Here is a 22,569-nt window from a genome sequence, read left to right on the forward strand (position 1 = left end):
GTTTAGGTGTGCTCCGGTGGCAGGCAATACGTCTCCAAGTTAGTGTTTGACAATCCACCCGGATAAGTGTGTAATGGTTGCAAGTCTCGCTTTTGAGTAAATACGGATTATATCGCTCCAGCATACCCGTTTACCGAACAGGCTATCATAGAGAAAAGCCCCCAAAGAGGACTTTAGCAAACGGTATTGACGTATGCTAAGCTCCCTTTGAGGGTTAGACTGGAGGTTTAATAGATAATACCGGCTTCGGCCCGGACGGCGTCGAGCAGTTCCATCAGGTTGAGGCTGTCGTCGAGCGACCAGAGCGGGCTTTCGGTTTTTCCCTCAGCCAGACATTCCATCACATGACTGGCTTCATAATCATAGCCGTGGGTGGTGCGGGGAAAGTTGAATACGGTAGGCTCGCCTTCGGCTGGCTCCAGCGAAATAGCCATCGTTTCGTGAAAACGACCGTGAACGCGTATTTGGCCGGTTTCGCCCTGAATCAGCCCGATACAATCCGTTTTTGCCAGTAAGGTACTGTCCAGCAAAGCAATTTGTCCATCAGCATAGGTAAGCACCATACCGCATTGTTCGTCGACCCCCGTTGAACCAAAACTAGCGGACGCTTTGATCGTTTGGGGTTTGTCCAAGATCAGGTAGGAAAAGAACAGCGGGTAAATACCAATATCGAGCAGCGAGCCACCACCCAGCGCTTTGTCGAACAGACGGCCTTCGGGCGAAAACGGTGCCCTGAAACCAAAATCAGCTTTTACGGAAACCACCTTGCCAATGGCCCCTGCCTGAACCAACTCAAGTGCTTTGACCACACCCGGCATGAACCGGCTCCAGAGGGCTTCCATAAGGAATATACCCTTTGTCCGGGCCAGTTCGACCATTTCGCGAACCTGCTCACCATTCATGGCAAATGGCTTTTCGCCCAGCACGGGTATCCCTCCCTTAAGCAACATCAATGCATTTTCGTGGTGCTTGATATGGGGAGTCGCCACGTAAACCACATCCAGATCGGGGAGCGATAAAAGTTCTTCGTACGAACCCAGCGCATGAGGAGCATTGTATTGATTGGCAAACTCTTCGGCGCGTTGCAGGTTAGTTGAAGCAACGGCATACAGTTGAGCATCGGGCAGCGTAAGCAGGTCCTGTGCAAATTTATGGGCAATACGGCCCGGTCCTAAAATTCCCCAGCGAGTCATGGTAAAGGCGTAACGGAGTAGTTGGTTATAGGATAAATTGACCGACTGGTCAGCCGTCAAATGTATCTTTTTTTTCTAAGTTGCGCCCTCAACATCTCAGCTTTCTGTGAAAAACCTCCCTCTGATCGTTCTCGTATTGGTGTTTTCCCTTACTCATTTTGGCTCGTATGCTCAGATTGTTGAGCAGCCGGACCCGCTTCGCCCGTCGACACCCGACTCCAGCAACGTCAGCCAAACCGATTCGAGTACAACCGCTGCTGTGCAGCCCCAAATAGACTCTGCCAAGCTCCCAAAGCCCGTAACGCGCATTTTCCGTTACCGTTTCAGTGCGGATGGCACCGTAACAGCGGGCAACGTGAACCGCACCCTACTGCAATTAGCCAGTTCTCTGGATTACCAACTGAGCAATTATTTTAAGCTGTCGAGTAATCCGTCATTTGTGTATGGAAAGCAGAATAGGCTACTTGCCGAACGGGAGTGGTTCGGAGACTTTCGCACGACCTACCGATCCGAAAAAAGATTGTATTACCTGGCTTTCGGCTCGTATGAGCGCAGCAACCTACGGCAGATCAACCACCGCTGGACGGCAGCCGGTGGATTAGGCTATAAACTTCTGAATCATCAGCGGGCCTACATCTCCATTACGGATGTTCTGATGCATGAACGAACCGATTTTGTCGAACTCAACGACATTTCTATTGTCCGTAACTCTCTGCGTTTATTTGGTGAGTACTCCTTCGATAAAGACCGCTTCAAAATTACCCACACCGCGTTTTACCAACCGGCCCTCGGTCAATATAATGTAAGGTGGAACGCTAGCCTAAGCGTACAGATCAAACTAACTAACACAACGAGCCTGCGTTCAACTGTTGCCAATGCCTACGAGAGCCTGATAGCCTCCGGCCTGCAAAACAATGACTTCCGGTTTACGTTGGGTCTGGTGTATGAGCGGAAATGATTTTTTAGTAGTAGAAATGAGTACTAGGAGCGAGCGGGACTGGAGCGGGGCGCTCGTGCGACCAATGCCCTTGCCAGCTCGCGTCAGCCCTCCTACTCCTCGCTCTTACTCTAAAAAAATCACTGCTTCTCGGGGAAGGGAATGATCAGCTTTTCACCCCGTGTGGCAATGTCCTTGTCTTTCTTGTTGGCCCGCATGATCGCTTCTTTGCTGACGCCGTACTTCTGCGCCACTACCCGCAGCACATCGCCCGCGCCAACCGTATGAACGGCCATCGCCTTCACCTTTAACCTGGTAACGCCCGCTTTGATATCGCTTTCCGACACGCCGGGGTTTAGCTCTTTCAGGGTGTTTATTTTCATGTTGTACCGATTCGCCACGCCGTAGAAGGTTTCTCCGGCCCCAACGGTATACGTGCTCGATACACCACCGGGTTTGACCGCCACGCGCTCTACTTTAGCTTTATCGACCTCATCTGTTTTAGGCTTTTCGGGCTTCGGTTTTTCAACGGGTTTTTCTACTTTTGGCCGAGCTGCTTCCGATTTTTCGGCAACCGAGGTTTCGTTAGGGCCGGGTTTACTATTGGTCGTCTCCCGATTGTCCTCGGCTACTTCTTCAGCTTTCGCGTTTGCTTCCGGAGCATCGGCGGGTGGCGTTGCCTGCGATAAATCGACGGGGGCTGGCTGCGAAGAGGTATCCTGCTCTTGGGGTGTCATCAGCATTTCCGGTTCGCTTTGGGCTAATGGCTGCTGGGTAACGGTATCGAGCGCCACGTTGGTTAACTCATCAGACCCATTGGTATCGTCTGTAATGTAGCCGTAACCAACGTAAAGCAAGGCAGCAATCAGGCCCACCAGCACCACAAGCGTAATGGCGGGTAAACTGGAATTTCCGGCCGGACGAGGATTGGCTGGTTTATTATCGGCATCCATAACGAGAACTGGATTGGGTTAAGGTCTGGTTAACTGGCGACTCATGTCGGCCACTTTTTCCTTTAAACTTTCTTTAAATTGACTCAGGTTACGGGCAACGGCCTCATCGAAGGTACCAACGATCTGGGCTGCCAGAATACCGGCATTTCGTGCCCCGTCCAGCGCCATTGTGGCTACCGGTACGCCACCGGGCATTTGCAGAATAGACAGCACAGAATCCCAGCCATCAATTGAATTGCTGGATTTAACCGGAACCCCAATAACGGGCAATATTGTCAGCGATGCTACCATACCCGGTAGATGAGCGGCTCCACCAGCTCCGGCGATGATAACCCGCAGCCCACGATCGCGGGCTGATTTCGCGTAATCGACCATTTTTTCGGGTGTACGGTGGGCCGACACAATGTCCATTTCCCACGTTACCCCCAATTCTGTTAACACGTCGGCGGCCTCCTGCATCACCTTGCGGTCGGAGAGGCTGCCCATAATGATACCTACCATTCAGAAAAATATGAATTGACTCTCTGCGAAATAACGGAGTTTACGGCAGATTCTGGCCGTATGCCAGCGTTTTTTTTGTGCGGGTTCCGAATCAGTCAGTTTATTCCATCACTTAACCGTATACCACAACTTTAGTTGAGAAACCAGCGCAGAAGCTGTTTGTCAACCAGGCAGTATAATATAGCATTCATCATACGATCTTGACACCATCAAATTTCCGACCCAAGATAGCGACATCATCAGCACCCAGATAATCGTGAAGAAGAGTCGCGTAAATCTGGCGGAAATCGACCGAGTAGGTCAGGTCGCCGTCTGTTAGTTTAGTTAAGTCTGGGGCTTCGTTCAGAACGCGCCGGGCGGGCAGTCCGCCCCCAATCAGGAACACATTATTAGCGGTGCCGTGGTCGGTGCCGTTGCTGGCGTTCTGTTTCACCCGCCGACCAAACTCCGAAAACGTCATCATCAGCACATCGTTCTGCCGTCCGGCGGTCTTTAGGTCTGTCATAAAGGCACCAACCGCTTCGGCATATTGCCCCAATAGCCGTTCCTGCTGACCGGGCTGGTTAATATGCGTGTCGAAGCCGGAAATAGACACGTAGTAAACACTCGTATCGACACCGGCCTGAATTAACTGCGCTACGGTTTTAAGCCGGTTTCCTAACTCGTTGCTCGGATAGGCTGCGAGAATAGTACCGGCGGGCACCGGGCTGATTGGTTGGCTCGTCCGGTTTACTTTTTCATAGACATAGTCGGCAGAAGAGACTGTTGCGGCCAGGGTTTTGTAGAGATAAGCCACTGATTCGGGTTGGTGCGCGTCATGCCCCGTCCTATTTACCTTGCTCAGCCCCGTAATAAGACTGCTTCGGGTTTGATTGTACAACTTTTTAGGCTCCAGTACGGCCAGACCATTTAACTCACTGCCTTTCATGGCCAGACTTAAGGTATCATCGACCTCAATAGTGCGGTACGGCTGCTGGGCTTTCCCAGCACAGGCAGCATCCAGATACCGGCCTACCCAGCCAGTATTTACGTATTTGTTGGAATCGCTGGCCGTCTGCCAGATGTCCATCGAGCGAAAATGAGACCGGTCGGGGTTTGGGTAGCCAACGTTGTTAATCACCGTCAGGAGGCCATCGTCGTAGAGCGCCTTCAACGGTTCCATTGCCGGATGCAAACCAATCTCGTCATTTAACTGAAGCACTTTTTCCGGCCGGATGGCAATTGTGGGGCGCTCCCGGTAGTAAATGTCATTTCGGTACGGAATGACGGTATTGAGGCCGTCGTTTCCACCCGATAACTGTACGACCACCAGAATTTTACCAGTCGACACAGGGCCTTTACCAAGCATCTGCGACTCATACGCCTTCAGAAAGTGCGGAATCAGCATAGTTCCCGCCGTTGTGAAAGCAGACTGTTTGAGGAAGTTTCTACGGTTCATTATTGAGTCAGTAAGTAGGTAAGTCGGTAAGCCGCTTCGCCTAAGCCAGGTAAGTCGGTAAGTGGCTGGCGCAAGAGCAATACTTACCAACTATGTTAATTGATAATCTGGCAGGCTCATGATGGCGGCCGTTAGCGTGCGAATGCGTTCGGAAGGTGTCTGGCCGGGTTTTAGTTGACTCTCCAGTATTGTTCGTTGGTCTGGACGCAGCGGAAAGGGCAGCAGTGTTACAGCCAGCGCATCCGTTAATCGAGCATCGGGTGTGTTGGCAAAGGTCTTTTCAAAGTCGGCCCAGTCGACGGTCGTGCGAAACTTGGCATTTCCTTTACGGGCCAGTAACTGGATGTTCACATCACCGTCTTCTTTGGGCCGCACCAGCACATCGGCGGCTTTTAGAACGTAGCTCGGTAACTGCATCCGAAACAGCAGACTCGATGAGTCGATCCAGTTTTTACCCCCCGGCCAACCGGCTACATTGGGCGGATAAAACAAAAGTTGACCCAGCGTTCGCTGGACGAAAATCTGCGGCTGGGGCTGATCGAATCGGACGCCCAACGTGTGACGCAGCCCAACCAGTAACTCAACGGGCGATTTAATATGGGCACCAATGTTTTTGGAATCGTAGAACCAGTCGGCAGAGAGAATACGCTCCATCAGGTCAGTAATGTCATAGCCGCTCTTGTAGAACTGGTCGGCCAGTTCATCTACCCTCTTTTTGTCTTCATTCTCGTTAACGAAGAACCGGTAAACCTTAGCCGTAACGAACCGGGCGGTCTGCCGGTTTTCGAGCAGCATCGCAATTACATCTTCGCCTTTGAAAGAACCCGTTTTACCAAAAATGGTCTTCTCGTCTTCGTCATGAACTCGCTCCCGAAAAACAAACTGGCCTTCGGGCGTAAACTGCCAGCCCGTAAAGGCACGGGCCGCTTCCTTAATATCGTGCTCCGAATAATTGCCCCGTCCCAGGGTAAAAAGCTCCATTACTTCACGAGCGAAGTTTTCATTTGGGGCGTTTTTTCGATTCTGCTGGTTGTTCAGGAATTGTAGCATAGCTGGCTCTTTGGAGACCGCCATTAGCAGATCACTAAACTTACCCAGGGCGTTTTGCCGAAGTGTATTGGCGTATTGCTGTGTGAACAGCGGATTCCGGCCCTGCGCCCGACAGGCAAAGTGTCCATGCCAGAAAAGCGCCATCTTCTCGCGCAGTGCGCCGTTGCCGGTTGCCATTCGGTCAATCCACAACAGGTTCAGGTTCCGCACCTTTTCGGCATTATCCCGGATAAGCTTTTTAACACGGTCTTTCTCAAGCTGACCATCGCGAACCAGGCCTTTCAACTGCTTCCTGGTTTGGTTTTCCTCAGGCTCAACGACACGTAATTCCGCTGTAGTTTCGCTGTCCTTGAGCAGTTGGCGCACTACTTTACGAAGGGGTTTACGCGATGCTTCTTCCAATTCGGCGGGGGTTGCCCCGAAAGCCGCTCGTGCAAACAGATGACGGGTCTGTTGCTGTCTGGTCAGTTTATCCATGCCGGTAACTGTTCACTATTTGCGTATGACAAGATAAGTAACGAAGCGTTTAAGAGATTCGGGATTAAATTTTTGTTCTGGCCAGGTTAATTAACGGATGCAGCAAACAGATGATGCCCTCTCTACCTATCAGTTAGCGTACTGCATATAAAGGTGCTCTTCATTATAAAGAACGCTGTTCCATACCAACAGACAGTATTTAAAGAAGACTTATTGCCATAAAAAGTAGCAATAAGTCTTCTTTATTACCATTTGTAAATACATGAAAATTTCCACATTTTGGCTTTTTTAAAAAGTAGCAAATCTACTTTTTGGAAGTAACTGTAATCCTTTCTTAGTAAACCCACCAAAGCAATATGAAAATTTTTACACTCTTTGTTCTTCTTCTAACCGTAGGGAATTCGTTTGGGCAGATGACAGAATTAAAGCTCGACGTTTCCTGCAAAGGAACAACGACAGGCTTTCAATCGGTTAAGGTCATCGATAACCGCAGCCAAAATCAGCTTCTTGGTCTTGTTCAGAGCGGGGCCTCCAACAAGTCAACGGAAATTGTTTGCCTGAATCTTATCGACAATCTGGCAACGTACTTTATGGATTCAACGAGCCGGGCGGTAAAAATGCCCCTTGTACTCATTCTGAATGAATTCTTCCTCAATGAAGCACATGGCAATAGCAGCGAAACAGGTCGGTTCCGGCTGTCCATGCAATTTTTTGTGGAAAACTCCGCTGATCAATTCACTGAGTTAGTGACTGTCGATACAATTTACACAAATACGGGTAGAGATGTTACCAAAGCTTTGCTGCGCTCCGTCAGTGCCCAACTTTGTATTCTTTCGAAACAGGTTTCCCAACTAGCCGGGCAACAGACGCCATCCGACTTAACAAAGTATAGCTATCAGAATCTGCTGGTTCTCGATAGTCTGGAAAAACGTAAACTACCCATGTACAGTGCCAGTGGTCCGCAAGCTGGTATTTATAGAAATTACAATCAGTTTAAGTTAAACGAACCTGAACCAGCCATTGATCTGGAGATTGAGGAGCGAAAAAATGGGATACTTGTCTATGCCTGGGACGAAAAACGTAAAAAGAAAACCAAGTTACTGCCAGACGGTTTATTCGCTGTTTCAGACGGGACTACACTGCTGCGGGCCACGGGCTTAGGTTTTTATAAGATGATTAAAGAAGGCGCCGACTTCTATTACTGGCGGCCACGGCCTAACTACGCTAACTCGGGGACGGCACCGTTATTGATGGGCGTTATGTTTGGGGCCGTGGGAGGTCTGGCAGCGGGAGCGATGCAGGCCAGTTCTAAGGAGAATAACCAATGGCTCCTACAGAAAGTGAATTACCGAAGGGGGAATTCAGTGCCCGTTTCCTGGGTGAATGGCAAGCCAAAATAGCAGTCGTCTATTGGTAAAACGGGGTGAGTTCTCCATTAGTGAGAACTCACCCCGTGGGCGTAGGTAAAAAGAGTAGAGATAGGTTAAGTTTTAGTTAGTCCACACCCTGCAGCGGCATTATCGAATGCTTGTTTCAGCGTGGATAACAGCATAAGCGATTTCTTTATCTAATTGCATCACATGCTACTACACTATTCATTTTGTTAAATTAAAAAGTCAATAAAACAACCGATACAGTCAACCTGTTACGCAACAGTATTGGCCTATCTGACGTAAAGATTATATACATTACTTCAGGTACTGCATCGGCTTTATTTACTTTTTTTATGTCTCAACGTTTATGGTTTCGCATGGGCTGGTTGACCGCCCTTACAGGGTTAACCGCATCCTCACTTCTGACGGCTCAATCTTTGCCTCAGTATAGTACCTCACAGCGGGTTCAACAAAACCAACTAAGAAAAACGATTGAACAGACGCAGGCTGAAAACTACCGCATAGCCCTTTCAGCAGCACAGCGGCTAAATCGCCCCATCAAACAGATTTCGCCTTCCGGACGTGTCATGATGCTGCGCGAAATCACCGCTACCGGCGAACTCATCTACGACGCTACCTACAGTACCACTAAAGCAGGCATAAGCACCCGCACCAACTCGTTGTATGCAGGTGGCAGCCTGGGAGTTTCGCTCTCAGGAAGTACACTAACCAATAAACTGGGTGTTTGGGATGGCGGTAGAGTAAGGGCTACGCACGTCGAGTTTCGGAATGGAACAGGCAGCCGGGTCGTTCAGGTCGACTCGTCGGCTACGCTGGTAAGTCACTCGACGCACGTGGCTGGTATTCTGATGGCGGCCGGTGTAAACCCGCAGGTAAAAGGCATGGCCTATGGTACCAATCTGCGCGCTTATGATTTCAATTCCGACGTGACCGAAATGAGTGCTGCAGCATCTAACCTACTGATATCGAACCACTCCTACGGTACAAATGCGGGGTGGGTGTATAACGACAGCCGCAGCGGCAACATACAGTGGGAATGGTGGGGCGATACAACCATTAGTAAAACAGAAGACTACAAATTCGGATTCTACAACTCTGCAACGGCCACCTGGGACCGAATTGCTCAGAATGCCCCTTATTACCTGATCGTGAAGGCGGCAGGTAACGACCACAGTTCCAATGGACCCGGTGCCGGACAGCCCTACTACCTCGGCTCTGGTAGGACTACCAGTACGCAGCCACGAAATAATCAGGATAGCTACGACCAGATAAGTACGTACGCAAACGCCAAAAACATTCTGACTGTAGCGGCCGTAGGAAACCTGAATTTTGGCTATAACCAATCGGCAGACGTTCCACTGAGCGATTTCACCAGTTGGGGACCAACGGACGATGGCCGTATAAAACCCGACATTTCCGGCATAGGCGTCGGTATCCTGTCATCGAGTTCGGAAAGCGACAGTGCCTATGTCGTTTATGACGGTACGTCGATGGCAACGCCCAATGTAGCGGGGTCCCTACTCCTACTTCAGGAATTATATGCGCAGCGCAACAGCGGCAAATTTATGCGGTCGTCGACACTGAAAGGGCTGGCATTACATACGGCCGACGAAGCAGGCAGCGCTCCCGGTCCCGATTATCGATATGGCTGGGGACTACTAAACGCCGAGCAGGCCGGACGGGTCATTTTGAACACCAACCAGAATCACCTGCTGGACGAACGCACCCTCAACCAGGCCGAAACATATTCACTGACGGTGGTCGCGTCCGGGCTTGGGCCGCTGGTTTCCACCATTTGCTGGACAGACCCCGCCGGTACCGCCAGTACAGCTTCGGTGGCAAACCTTAATAATCGAACCCCCAAGCTTGTCAATGATCTCGATGTGCGCATCAGTGATGGCACCAACGCTATTCTGCCCTGGCTGCTGGACCCCAATAACCCATCGGCAGCTGCCACACAAGGCGACAATATCCGCGACAACGTAGAACAGGTGCTGATTTCAAATCCAATACCGGGCCGATCCTACACAATTACGGTCACCAATAAAGGTACCCTGAGTGGCGGCAAGCAGGATTACGCTCTGCTCATCAGCGGTATTGGCGGGACAGCCTATTGTACGTCGGGAGCTACTTCAACGGCTGACACAAAAATCAATCAGGTACAATTTAGTAACATTAACCAGGCTGGAGCAGCGGGTTGTACGTCCTATACCGATTTCTCCCAGTCGGTAGGCACGGTACAGATCGGGCAGCAGATTCCGCTCACCGTATCCCTGGGCACCTGTGGGGCTACGAGAAACGTAATCGTGAAAGCCTTCGCTGACTGGAATCAGAACGGCAGTTTCGATGACGCGGGCGAAACTGTAGCGGTATCGGGTGTCCTGTCGAACTCCGCCCAGTTTACGGCAATGGTAACCATCCCGACCAATGTTCAGACAGCGCAGAATGTACGCTTCCGGATTGTAACAGTGGAAACGGAGAATGCAGCTTCTGTTGCAGCCTGTGGAAATTACGGCAATGGCGAAACGCAGGATTATGTCCTGAACGTGATACAGACTACGAACGATGTAGGCATTACGGCCCTTGTTTCGCCGGAGTCGAACTTCTGCGCTCAGACCGGTTCTGCTCTTACGGTAGCTGTCCGGCTGCACAACTACGGTACGGCAAACCAAACCGACGTACCGGTTAGTGTCAGAATCACGGATGCAAACAACAATACAGTTACGACCCTGACCGGTACCGTTCCCCGAATCACGGCCTTTAGGGAGAGCACTGTCTCGCTGACCTTACCCGCAAGCGTTGTATTAGCGCCCGGTCAAACATACCAGTTCATCATTTCGTCGGGCCTTGGAAGCGACCAGAACGCGGCTAACAACACCCTCACGGTAACCCGTTCGACAGCACTCGCTCCATCGAACGGCGTCTTTTCGGTCACCCGTTGTGGCAGCGATACGACCATTTCACTGCGGAATATTGGTGAAGGAACGGCTTTCTGGTACGACGCCCCAACGGGTGGCAATTTACTGGCAGCAGGTAATCAGGTGGCGGTTAAATCAATACCTACCAGCGGCCAATTCTACGCGTCCCTGAACACATTTTCGGGTATAATCGGGCCGGTTAACAAAAATGTGTTCGGGGGTGGATCGTACGGGACAGCGTTCCAGCCTGCCCCACTCATTACAACACAGGTGCCACTCCTGATTGAAAACGCCCGATTGTATATTGGCTCGGCGGGTACGATTACGTTCACCGTTCGACGATACGACAACACCGCCGTATCAAGCGTAACGCTGGACGTTACACCAACGCGCACCCAAAGTGTGACTGCCGCCAGCGGTGGCGTCTACCCCGACGACCCGGATGATGAAGGGGCTATTTACCCACTGAATCTGCGGATTCCGGCAGCTGGCGACTACAAGATCACCATTGATTACGGCGATGGAGCATCTATTTTTCGAAGTAATTCTGCCGTTACGGGACTACCCTATCAGCTAAAGACGCAAAGCGGGCAGCCGGTCGTTACTATCAAAGGGGCTCTGTTTAACAATGGAACATCGACTGATACCTTGAAAACAGCCTGGTATTATTTTTATAATATGAGTGTCAGATCGCTGGATTGTCCGGGGCCACAACGCGTTGCGGTCACTTCAACGGCGGGCCTGGGAACTACTGCGACGATAACGCCCAACGGGTCAACAAGTGTTTGTCAGGGGTCAAGTATCGTTTTAGGAGCGAATACGGGCACCGATCTTACGTACCAATGGTACCGGAATGGACAGGCTATTTCCGGCGCGACAAGCAGTACACTTTTGACCGCTACAGCCGGAAGTTACATTGTTCAGGTGTCTAATAATTGCTTGCCAGTCAATTCGGCTGCGGTAGCTATAACCATACAGACTCCACAAACACCTACGATCACGGCCAACGGGTTTACCCTGACATCAAACGCAACAACCAGCGTTCAATGGTTGCTCGATGGTGTCCCTATTTCGGGGGCCACTTCACCTACCTATACGGTTGTGAAAACCGGACGATATTCGGTAAAAGGCAACGTCAATGGGTGTGGCGAATTAATTTCGGATGAAGTTTACCTGACTATTCTAGCCACCGAGCCCGTTACGGACGACGTTAATCTGAGTGTATATCCCAACCCGGCAATGCGACAATTAACCGTATCGCTGACAGATGCCTCCATTTCGACCAAGGTACCAACAGTGCGGCTGACTAACCTGACGGGCCAGACTGTTCGTACGGCAACCCTGCAACGGGACGGAAAAAATTATTCAACAATTTTTGATGTTACAGACTTACCAGGCGGTACGTTTTTTGTAATTGTAGAAGACGACCAGACGCAAAGCGTTCGGGTGAAACGGATTCGCAAGCAATAATCGTCTACTTTTCTGCAACCGCTACAGACATACAGTTTAGTTAGTATATGTAGGCTGCAACGCAGTATCAGGGGTTTCCCGGTATTTGCGTTGTGGTTCACGGTTTGTTTCACGACTCCTTCCAATGCCCAGCTCCCCCATGCCAAAGCTTCTTTAACGTGGCAGCAGGCATTGGTTCAGCGGTATGATCGTTTGCAGAAACGCACGTATCAACTGGCCCGACAATATCAGTGGCCCCTTAGCAAAAACTATTCCAATCATAGGGTGCTAACCTTGCAGGAAGTAGATGAACTTGGGCAACCCGTTTATTATACACTTCACAATGCAGAAGCCGCCCAAGGTACACAAACGCAGGCGTTGTATGGTACGGGCTCTCTGCCGCTTTCTCTGTCGGGCAATACCCCCATCGTTAGCGGCAAACTGGGCTTATGGGATGGTGGGCGGGTATTGGCTTCGCACCAGGAATTTGGAGGAAAAACGCCGGGCAGCTCCCGAATTGTGCAGAAAGAAAATACACTTACCCTGAATAACCACGCTACTCACCTCGCCGGAACCCTGATCGGTAAAGGCATTCGTGAACAGGCACAGGGAATGGCATTTGGTGCACAGCTAACAGTATGGGATTACACCAACGACATTACGGAGCTAACAGCGGCTGCGCCCGGGCTGCTGGTTTCCAACCATTCCTACGGACCCGTTGCTGGTTGGGTTTATAACGATGCGCGGCCTGGTACTAACCCCGACCTGAAATGGGAGTGGTGGGGCAACACAGCCATAAGTACCACCGAAGATTACCTGTTTGGGTTCTATACAACCAAAGCCAGCGATCTGGACCGCATTGCCTATAACAACCCGTTTTTTCTGATGGTCCGTTCGGCGGATAATAAGCGTGGAGAAACAGGTCCTCCGGCCGGGACGCCCTATTTCCTCAAAAATTCATCCGTTCAGAGTGACCTGCCCCGTAGCCGAAACGATGCGTACGACGTGATTCCGGGAGAAGCTACGGCCAAAAACGTGCTGACCGTTGGCGCAGCGAACATTGCATTCACCAGCCAAGGCAAACCCTCACTGTTGGGTTCGGCACCTTTCAGCGGCTGGGGCCCTACCGATGATGGCCGTATAAAACCGGATTTGCTGGGCGCCGGATCAGGTATTTTCTCAACACTAACCGCCAGTGATACAACGTACGGCAATTATACGGGTACTTCAATGGCGTCTGCCAATGTAGCGGGATCGTTGTTTTTACTACAGGAATTATACGCGACCAAACGTGGGCCTGGTATGCCCATCAGCGGGCAGTTTATGCGGGCGGCAACGCTTAGAGGCCTTGCCCTGCACACCGCCACCCGCCCTACTCCCGCAGCAGGACCCACCTATCAGTATGGCTGGGGTTTACTGAATACAGAAGCAGCCGCCCGGTTGCTGCTCAATCAGGATATGGCGCACTTGCTACTGGAAAAAAACCTGGTCCCTGGCGGAACCTTCACCCAATCTATTGTTGCTCAGGGTAATGAGCCGTTGATTGTGACGCTTTCCTGGACGGACCCAGAAGCCTCCCCGTCGAGTTTGTCGACCAGCTCGCTCAACAATAGAAGTCCTAAACTCATTAACGACCTTGACTTACGAGTTACTGGCAGCCAGCAAATAGATCTGCCCTTTATGCTTGACCCCGCCCGCCCGGAACAGGCAGCGAAACGCGGAGATAACAGTCGCGATAATGTAGAGCAGGTTTACATCGCCGATCCGGTAGCCGGACAAACGTATACCCTTGTTGTTTCTCAGAAAGGGCCAATGACCTATTCCAGCCAGCCTTTTTCGGTAGTAGTAAGCGGTCTGTACCGGGTAAATTGTCAGTTGACTACGTCCATTCGACCCGGCAAGGACACCACCATTTGCGCGGGTAAGTCCATCATGCTATCTTCTTCAGCTAAATCTGTCGGTTTGCAGTATCAATGGCTGCGCGACGGGGTGGTTATAGCTAATGCAAGATCAGATTCGTACGAAACGAACATGGCTGGTTCCTATTTACTGCGCGTCACCGATGCTAATGGCTGCTCGGCTGTTTCACAACCGATTCAGGTCCAGATTCGCTCTTCAACATTAACGCTTACACCAGACAACCCACAGTGGCTTTGCAACACCAGCGATCCGGTCCAGCTACGGCTGGTTGATGGAGATCAGCTTACAACTCCCACTACTGCCGTCGTTGACTGGCTACGCAATGATCAGCTTATTACTGATGCGCACTCAACAACCCTGAATGTGACCGAGCCAGGCACCTATCAGGTACGGTTAACAAAAGATGGCTGCCAATACGTATCGACGCAAACCAGTGTGTTTCGTTCATCCGTAAATGAGGTAATCATTTTACCCGAAGAAACGGACCTTATACTTCCGCAGGGAGCTTCAGTCACCCTGATAGCTCCTCTCGATACCTCCTACCGCTACCAATGGTACCGCAACGATCAAAGCCTGATAAATGCCCGCGACTACAAGCTATCAGTCACGCAACCCGGAGTGTATAAAGTGGCGATAACCCAGAATAAATGCGTAGGCTGGTCAACAGACAGGCTGGTACAGACGACGACTCTGACGGCACTAACCCCGGACCCCTCAGATCGGTTTGGCCTATATCCTAACCCGGCCGAGCATACGCTTTCTATTCGGTATGTTAATTCGGCAGCTCGCCAGGCGCATGTATGTCTTTTCGATTTCAGGGGCGTTTTGCAGCAGCCTCCGTTCTTATTGAAGGCCCAAAATGGGCAGTTTGAAGGCGACATTTCCGTTCAGCATTTACCGCCGGGATTGTATATTCTTCAACTTACAGATGGGCACACCACACAGATGGAACGCTTTATAAAGAAGTAGCGGAAACCCCTATCTGCTGATTTAGGGATTTCCGCTATCTATTGTTTATGAACTGGTATGTGCTTTTTCAGCTTTACCAACCGTTATTTTCCTTTTCCTGAAGAAGCTGCATCCTGCGCTAGTGCTAACTTGACAGCATCATACAGATTGACAACACCACCCGTTTTCGATAATGACGAAAAATCAACGGTATCCGTCGATTCGGGTTTCGTCACCTTGGTTTTATAAGGCGTTGCCGATTCCAGGATAATCCGTTTAATATCGGCGTAAGTCAGCTTCGGAAAGTACGATTTCAGAACAGCCGCTACGCCAGCCACTACGGGCGAGGCCATGCTGGTACCGCTGTTATTTTCATACTTGCTACCCGGCACAGTCGAATAAATATCTTTACCCGGAGCGAACACGTCGACATTCTGCTTGCCATAGTTTGAGAAACTGGCCACCAGATCAGCGGTGTTCGGCTCGGCGCTGGCACCCACCGTAATCACGTTCGGAATGGCCGACCCATCCATAAACCGGGGAGCAGGGTAATTGGCTGCGGTGTCGATGTCTTTTCCGTCGTTACCAGCAGCATGAATCATCAAAACTCCTTTTGATAGCGCATAGCGCTCGGCATCTTCAACGGTTTTACGCTGGGGTGAATAATCTTTGCCAAAGCTCATATTGATGATTTTCGCTCCATTATCGACGGCATACCGAATGGCATTGGCTACGTCCTTATCGCGCTCATCGCCGTCGGGCACGGCCCTAACCCCCATTATCTGAACAGCATCGGCAATTCCCATAATACCCAGATTGTTGGTACGGTCGGCACCTATAATACCGGCCACGTGCGTACCGTGGTCAGGACGTGGCCCGGCAATGTCGGGGTTACCATAATCCCGCTGGGTCATATCGTCCGGATTATCTCCTACAATAGTCCGGCTGTTGAATTCAGGATTGTAGTTGTACTCGGCGCGCGACTTGAGCTGATCGTTGTATTTTTCCAGCTCACCCATCACAACGTCGGTGTTCGGTGCATTCTGCTGGCGCAGTAACCGAAGTATGCCCATAACGGGACGTTTCAACGCAGCGTCGGTTAGGGTATCAGCCGCCTTACTCAGGGTAGTCGTATCCAGTTTAGATACGTTGAGAGCTTTCTTAAGGGTAGCCACAGCCTCTGAATACTGCTTGTAAAACTGGCTGATTCCCTGATATTCCGTTTTGTATTTGGCCTGATTCTTCTCGACCTCAGCCTTGGCCTTTACGTACAGATCGTAGTCTTTCTGCTGATCCGGCTTTAACGTTTTGCGGTCTTTACCCTCGTATTTGGGCTTCAGCTGCGCATAAAGGCGGGTTACCTCGGCGGTTTCAAAATCGACATTCCGGCCATCTTTCCCACCGATAAAGTTCCAGCCATGCACATCATCGACATAGCCGTTTTTATCATCGTCTTTCCCATTCCCGGCTATTTCCTTGGGGTTCACCCATAGTACCCGGCGCAAATCTTCATGGGTAGTATCAATTCCACCGTCAATAACGGCAACGATGACAGGGGTAGGTTTACGATCCTTAAGAAGTTCGCGGTAAGTGCGTTCAACACTGATACCGGCTGTATTATCGGTTTTATCACGCAGATACCACTGCGTTTCCTGCGCCGATGCTGCCATAGAAAGCAGACAAACGGATGCGCTGATTAGGAGTTTCTTCATGAAGTATGAACAAAAAATATTCACAAATTACGAAGAAACTGCCTTATCTCTAGCTTAAAATTTGTTAAATGGCCCTCAAGGTTTGCCAGCATGGCTACTTTGGTAGTGCTGACGCAGCAAATCTTCGCCCCAGTCATTGGTTAAATCCCGAACCACCGTATGGATATGATTGGCATTTGTCTGGGTGTTGTCATACTCAATCAGAATGGTAGGGCCATGAATGCGATAGTACCAGCCTTTGCCCTCGCCCAAATCGGGTGTAATGTCACCAGCCCAGGCAAAGTGCAGGTTGTCTAATCCGGCTTTCGTCAACTTGTCCATTTGCTGCTTTGCCAGCGTAACCCGGTAATTCGTCAGGTAAGCCTGTAGTAAGTTCATAAACAGCTTCCGTTGTTCGGGCGTCATTTCGGACAGCATTAGCCCATCCATTTTATCGAGCGATGCAACCCGTTTGTTACTGGTCACAATATCGGGATAAGCCACAGGCGCAATTACCGCTTTCTTGCGCTGCTCTTCACTGAGCGATTTCAATAAGATGAAGGCCTGCTCGGTTTCCTGTTTCAATATTGCCCGTCCTTTCTGGGGCAGGTCGTTTACACGGGGGTCGGACATCCGTTTATCAGCCATTTTGGTGTCATATTGTAACACACCGGGATTGCTGCCAAAAAACGTTGGTGTCTGCGCAATTACCTGTCCTGTCAATGACATAAACTGCAGGGACAGATGGTGTCCTTCAATACGCCAGCTCCAGGGCGTCTTGGCATCGGGTTCACCAAAAATGGTAAACGAGTAATTTTCCGGGTCACGATACACATCATTCGGAGGCCGGTTGTCGATAACACGAAGTACGTTCTCCATGTCGATAATGGAGGTGGCCTTGTCGTACCCCTGCTGGCTGAGTCCGGTTTTGAGCATAGCCATAGCTGCCTTACGTTGTTCCTGAGTCATTTGCTTCAGGGGTAACCCTTTACGTTCGCGCGGAACGAAATGCCAGTTAAAGCGCTCGTTGTCGTCGAACGGAAACGTTGCCTGCTTACGCTGGTCGGCGGAGAGCAGCGTTACAAACGACGTTGCCGCATCGAGCATTTCATCTTTAATGCGCTGTTGGGCCGGAGTGGTTTTAGTAGATGGGGCTACGTGCTGAGCCAGTGCCTGCCCTGCGATTAGCCAGCAGAAAATAAACCGTTTCATAGGGAAACATATTGATAGGTACTTGACAAAGCCTTACCATCAAAACATATACTTATTAGGCTGTAACTACCGTTCAATCAAACGATTTATAGGATTAACGTCCGTTTTAGTAACAACCTTAGCCCTTTAGCAGTTTACAGTTTAACTCACTGTCAACGTTAAGAATATGTCTACTCGGCCACCCAATGATAGCCTAGGTCCGCTCGACCATCTGGCGCTACGCTATCTGCGCCAGTCCCTCGATACACCTCATCCTGCCGATGAACCATACGTACTGAATCCTGTTGAAAGTCGTGTTATCCGCCGAACAAAGATTATTACATTAACCATAGCCTCTTTTTTAGGCGTCATGGGTGTTTTACTGTTATATGGCCCTCAGTACATGTGGCCATATCTCTTTGCGAATACCACAATCCGGCTCTTTGGCAACGTCTTCGACTTACCACTGATTACCATTCTTTACGGATTATTGCTGGTTTATCTGGAAGTGCATCTGCTGGTTGCGCTAAACCTACGGGGGGTTAAAATGATTATGCACGTTTGTCAATTTCCGAACGCTCATGATGCACAGTACGAGCGGCACTTACAGGCCCTGACTGATGCCGCGCTCGAAAAAACGACTAAAGGTATTCTGCGCCTTGGCATTGACCCCTATTTAAACATGCCGCGCTGGGGGCTTACTATATTTTTTCTATTAAACATGGCTAAAGCGGCTCTTAGCAACTTTGGCTTAAGATTTATTCTAAAACGCTTTCTAGGTCCTTATGCCTTACGGCAGGTAACGGAGCTCGCGGGCATGCCTATTTATGCCTTCTGGAATGCGTGGGCATCCTGGCATGTACTTCACGAAGCGCAAGTTAGGGTGATGGCGCCAACAACCATCCGTGAGTTTGTTCATGAATTACATGAAGAATGGGGCAAGAATGATGAGTTTCGGCCTCTTATTCTTGAAGCGCTTCAATACGTAGCCATTCTGAAACGGCAATACAACTACGCACACTTCTTACTTACCGAAACGCTTGTCGACCAATTTGTGCTAAAGGCAGATAGCCCGGTTACGGGAGATTTCCTCAAACAGGTAGCCAATGCACCTTCTTCTGTACAGCGCAGTTTAGAGCGATTGCTGGTTTTTGGCGTTCTGGTGGATGGAAAGCTGTCTTTTCTTGAAAAACGTCGGCTTCGCGAGTTACGCAAACAAGGCTTTTTAACTTACTCAGCCCGCGATATTAAGCGTATTGGGAATGACTATAATCGGGGGCGCGGGCTTTGGGTGTAACACCATTCGTTATCTGGATGATGCCAAAACCTGTTCCTGCGTTACTGTGTCATCTTTCCGGACCCGCACTTCATTAATGCGTTTGTCATCTGCCGAAATAATCTGAAACGTGAAATTTGCGTAAACCACTTCTTCACCCGATTTGGGTAACCGACTGAACAGCTCAAGCAGTAACCCGCCTAGGGATTCACTGTCGCCCTGCACCGCTTCAAATGTCGTTGCATCAACGTTTAGTATCCGACACACATCGGTAATGGGCATTTTGCCCTCAAATACCACCGTATGTTCGTCTTCCCGACGATAACCCAGCGGGGTTTCATCGTCAAACTCGTCGTTTATATCCCCAAAAATTTCTTCAATTATATCTTCAAGCGTCACCAGACCGCGTGTTCCTCCGTATTCATCGACAACAATTGCCATGTGTACCCGTTTTTTCTGAAAGTCCTGCAACAGATCATCAACTTTCTTGTTTTCAGGAATAAAAAATGCGGGTCTCAATAGCGACAACCATTGAAAGGAATCGTCTTCGTGTATATGCGTCAATAAATCTTTGATGTACAGAATGCCTTCAATCTGATCGAGCGATTCTTTGTAAACGGGCACTCTGGAGTAACCCGATATGTTAATTTGCTCCATCAGTTCGCTGAACGTCAGGTCATCCTCTACCGCTGAAATATCAAGTCTGGCCCGCATTACCTGACGTGCGGTCAGATTACTGAAGTTAACAATTCCTTTAAGGATTTCCTTTTCTTCAACGGTTGCATTTGTACCAGTCAACTCGACCGCCTGACTCAGTTCTTCGACAGATAGTTTATAGCCTTTTCGCTCAATTCGTTTGTCAACCTGATTGCTCAGGTTAACAAGTATCATGGCCAAAGGACGAAAGACGGCCAGTCCAATCTGGGCTAGCGATGCAGTTTTCCGGGCAACGGTCAGATTATTTTGACTTGCATAAACCTTCGGCACTATTTCGCCAAACAGGACAATAGCAATCGTAGTGACCAGTGTAACGGCCGGCAACATCCAATCGGCGTTCTGGTAAGCCTGAGAAAATTGCCAGGTCAGATAGGTGACAATTACTACAATCGCAATATTCAGCAGATTATTGAAAATGACCAATGAGGCCAGAAGACGCTTGGGGCGTTCAAGAAGGTTGGCAATACGCCGGTCGGCAGCCAGTACGCTATCGCGACACTGGGCACGATCATCGGGCGATAAGGAAAAGAAAGCAGCCTCCGAAGCTGATACCAAACCAGCCAGTGTAAGTAGCAACAGGATTAAAGCCGTGTAAGGGCCGTATAAATCAAAATAGGTGCCCCAGCCGTCTGTGGCCAGGAGCACCTGTCGAGGAAGAGGATCACTAAGGTCCATGTATATCAAATCTCGTTCAACAATTGAGCGCTACGCAGGTTAGAACGGTAAGTCGTCATCACTACTATTGCTCTCAAAGGGTACTGGTTCGGGCTCCCGGCGGGCAGGCGCTGCCTGCTGACGAGGGGCGACCTGGGGTGCCGGTTGCGGGCGGGAAGCGGGCTGCGCCGGAGCCGCCTGCTGGCGAGGAGCTTCGTAAGCAGGTTCATCAGGCCGCTCACTATTAGGGCTTCCCAGCAGTTGCATGGTGGTGGCGCGTACACGCAATGAAGTGCGCTCTTTACCTTCCTTATCCGTCCACAACTCCGTTCGTAAACGTCCTTCAACGTAAACGGAATTTCCTTTCTTTAAATATTTTTCGGCCACTTTAGCCTGTTCATTCCACAATTCAACCCGAAACCATTCGGTTTGCTCAACTTTTTCACCGTTTCGGTTTGTATATTTTTCGGTCGTTGCCACGTTGAATGTTGCGACAACAGCACCACCATCCAGATAACGTACTTCAGGATCGGCACCCAAATTGCCGATTATTGTCATCTTGTTAAGACTTGCCATGCTCTTGATTTTGTTGGTTATCTACAAAAATGGGTAGTGTTAAAGAAGATTAAAGATACTGAAATATACCGGCTTATGCAAACTGTTTCGCCAAATAGTTTGTAATCAAAACCGGCTTCGGAAGTATACTTATTTCCGCCTGCGAATACCACTGTAAACCAATCGGCAAAGTGCCGATTTCGGTTTCGGGTAAGTCGACCAGAAAAAAATAGGCCCGTATTCGCTGATGCGACAAAAGCTGCATCGCTTCAACCGGCGCTTCGACCAGCGTTCCCTTATTCACTAAACTACTCACTGATTCGGATAAAGGTATATCCCGCAACGCAGTTTTAGGCTCATCGGTTTCTACCAGATAAAAATCATACAGATTTTGCCAGATGTCGCGACCCACTCGTTCCTGAAGCGCCAGGCGTCCACCTTGTTGAAAAACCAGATAACTGAAGAATCTTTCCCGAACCGGAGCCTTTTTTGATTTAACGGGTAACTGATGCTGACGACCAGTCAAATAAGCGACACATTGTTGCTGAACAGGACAGAGTAAACAGTCGGGAGCAACGGGTGTACAGTGTATGGCACCAAACTCCATGATGGCCTGATTATACGTGGCCGGGTCAACTGCTGCCTGCATCAGTTGCGTAGCCAGTGCAGCAAATGTTTTTTTGGCGGTTGTTGTCGTGATATCATCGGTAACACCGAACACCCGTGCCAGTACCCGATACACATTTCCATCTACGACAGGTACGCGTTCGCCAAAGGCGAAAGAGGCTACAGCCGCAGCCGTGTAGGCCCCTATCCCCTTCATTTTCAATAGGTCATGATACGTGTTCGGAAACTTACCGTCCAGTTTCTCGGTTACGTAGCGGGCAGTCTGGTGGAGATTTCGGGCCCGCGAATAATAACCGAGCCCCTGCCAGAGACGCAGGAGTTCACGTTCATCGGCATTCGCCATATCCGAGATGGTCGGGTAAGCGTCAACGAAGCGCTCATAATAGGGTTTACCCTGGGCTACACGGGTTTGCTGGAGTATAATTTCAGACAACCAGATGTAGTACGGATCAAGTGTATGACGCCACGGGAGGTCACGTTTATGGATACTATACCACTGCTCGAGGGTCGGAGCAAAAGTGATTTCGATATCGTTAGAGTCTGATTGCCAATCCAAAATAAACAGGAAAAATAAGACGTTACCTTATAAAAACGGAAGCACAGGGTTTTATAATTTATGGGAAACCCCTACCTTTGTGCTCCCATTTTTGAGAGCCCAATTTTCAACAATACAGTAAACG

15 protein-coding genes are annotated in these 22,569 nt (G+C 49.9%); 5 read left to right on the forward strand and 10 right to left on the reverse strand.

Features of this window, described 5'->3' with window-relative positions; genetic code table 11:
* Positions 1-227: 227 nt before the first annotated feature.
* Positions 228-1,193, reverse strand: coding sequence for a Gfo/Idh/MocA family oxidoreductase (locus NT073_RS10200; RefSeq protein WP_297372609.1), 966 nt, complete (start codon positions 1,191-1,193; stop codon positions 228-230).
* A 106-nt stretch (positions 1,194-1,299) separates the two neighbouring features.
* Here NT073_RS10200 and NT073_RS10205 point away from each other — a divergent pair, with 106 nt between their 5' ends.
* Positions 1,300-2,151: a DUF481 domain-containing protein gene (locus tag NT073_RS10205; RefSeq protein WP_297372611.1), complete on the forward strand. Its 852-nt coding sequence runs from the start codon at positions 1,300-1,302 to the stop codon at positions 2,149-2,151.
* Between the two features lie 119 nt (positions 2,152-2,270).
* Here NT073_RS10205 and NT073_RS10210 read toward each other — a convergent pair whose 3' ends face one another.
* The 4 genes from NT073_RS10210 to NT073_RS10225 form a co-directional block, all read right to left on the reverse strand.
* Complete coding sequence (locus NT073_RS10210) at positions 2,271-3,083, reverse strand: LysM peptidoglycan-binding domain-containing protein (protein ID WP_297372613.1); 813 nt, start codon at positions 3,081-3,083, stop codon at positions 2,271-2,273.
* 18 nt (positions 3,084-3,101) lie between these two features.
* Positions 3,102-3,584: a 5-(carboxyamino)imidazole ribonucleotide mutase gene (gene purE, locus NT073_RS10215; RefSeq protein WP_297372615.1), complete on the reverse strand. Its 483-nt coding sequence runs from the start codon at positions 3,582-3,584 to the stop codon at positions 3,102-3,104.
* A gap of 190 nt (positions 3,585-3,774) precedes the next feature.
* Positions 3,775-5,022, reverse strand: a complete 1,248-nt coding sequence (locus tag NT073_RS10220) for a DUF1501 domain-containing protein (RefSeq protein WP_297372618.1) — start codon at positions 5,020-5,022, stop codon at positions 3,775-3,777.
* A 90-nt stretch (positions 5,023-5,112) separates the two neighbouring features.
* A complete protein-coding gene (locus NT073_RS10225; RefSeq protein ID WP_297372620.1) occupies positions 5,113-6,549 on the reverse strand; it encodes a DUF1800 domain-containing protein in 1,437 nt (478 codons plus the stop codon).
* 356 nt (positions 6,550-6,905) lie between these two features.
* On the opposite strand from NT073_RS10225, the gene NT073_RS10230 reads away from it, so the two are divergent.
* The 3 genes from NT073_RS10230 (at position 6,906) to NT073_RS10240 (ending at position 15,199) form a co-directional block, all read left to right on the forward strand.
* Entirely contained in the window at positions 6,906-7,949 is a 1,044-nt protein-coding gene (locus NT073_RS10230; protein WP_297372621.1) for a hypothetical protein, read from the forward strand.
* Between the two features lie 326 nt (positions 7,950-8,275).
* A complete protein-coding gene (locus tag NT073_RS10235) occupies positions 8,276-12,331 on the forward strand; it encodes a S8 family serine peptidase (RefSeq protein WP_366107236.1) in 4,056 nt (1,351 codons plus the stop codon).
* Positions 12,332-12,421: 90 nt separating this feature from the next.
* A complete protein-coding gene (locus tag NT073_RS10240; RefSeq protein WP_297372624.1) occupies positions 12,422-15,199 on the forward strand; it encodes a S8 family serine peptidase in 2,778 nt (925 codons plus the stop codon).
* A gap of 83 nt (positions 15,200-15,282) precedes the next feature.
* On the opposite strand, the gene NT073_RS10245 is transcribed toward NT073_RS10240, so the two are convergent.
* Positions 15,283-16,890, reverse strand: coding sequence for a S8 family peptidase (locus NT073_RS10245; RefSeq protein WP_297372625.1), 1,608 nt, complete (start codon positions 16,888-16,890; stop codon positions 15,283-15,285).
* A 75-nt stretch (positions 16,891-16,965) separates the two neighbouring features.
* The gene (locus NT073_RS10250) at positions 16,966-18,081 is read right to left on the reverse strand and encodes a DUF3500 domain-containing protein (RefSeq protein WP_297372626.1); all 1,116 of its coding nucleotides are present in this window, start codon (positions 18,079-18,081) and stop codon (positions 16,966-16,968) included.
* 166 nt (positions 18,082-18,247) lie between these two features.
* Here NT073_RS10250 and NT073_RS10255 point away from each other — a divergent pair, with 166 nt between their 5' ends.
* The gene (locus NT073_RS10255) at positions 18,248-19,357 is read left to right on the forward strand and encodes a hypothetical protein (protein WP_297372628.1); all 1,110 of its coding nucleotides are present in this window, start codon (positions 18,248-18,250) and stop codon (positions 19,355-19,357) included.
* Between the two features lie 9 nt (positions 19,358-19,366).
* Here NT073_RS10255 and gldE read toward each other — a convergent pair whose 3' ends face one another.
* From gldE to mutY, 3 genes are all read right to left on the reverse strand, one after another.
* Positions 19,367-20,728: a gliding motility-associated protein GldE gene (gene gldE / locus NT073_RS10260; RefSeq protein ID WP_297372630.1), complete on the reverse strand. Its 1,362-nt coding sequence runs from the start codon at positions 20,726-20,728 to the stop codon at positions 19,367-19,369.
* Between the two features lie 39 nt (positions 20,729-20,767).
* Complete coding sequence (locus NT073_RS10265; protein ID WP_297372632.1) at positions 20,768-21,283, reverse strand: single-stranded DNA-binding protein; 516 nt, start codon at positions 21,281-21,283, stop codon at positions 20,768-20,770.
* A gap of 73 nt (positions 21,284-21,356) precedes the next feature.
* The gene (gene mutY / locus NT073_RS10270; RefSeq protein WP_297372634.1) at positions 21,357-22,445 is read right to left on the reverse strand and encodes an A/G-specific adenine glycosylase; all 1,089 of its coding nucleotides are present in this window, start codon (positions 22,443-22,445) and stop codon (positions 21,357-21,359) included.
* Positions 22,446-22,569 lie beyond the last annotated feature (124 nt).

Source organism: Spirosoma sp., from assembly GCF_026391055.1.
Lineage (GTDB): Bacteria > Bacteroidota > Bacteroidia > Cytophagales > Spirosomataceae > Spirosoma.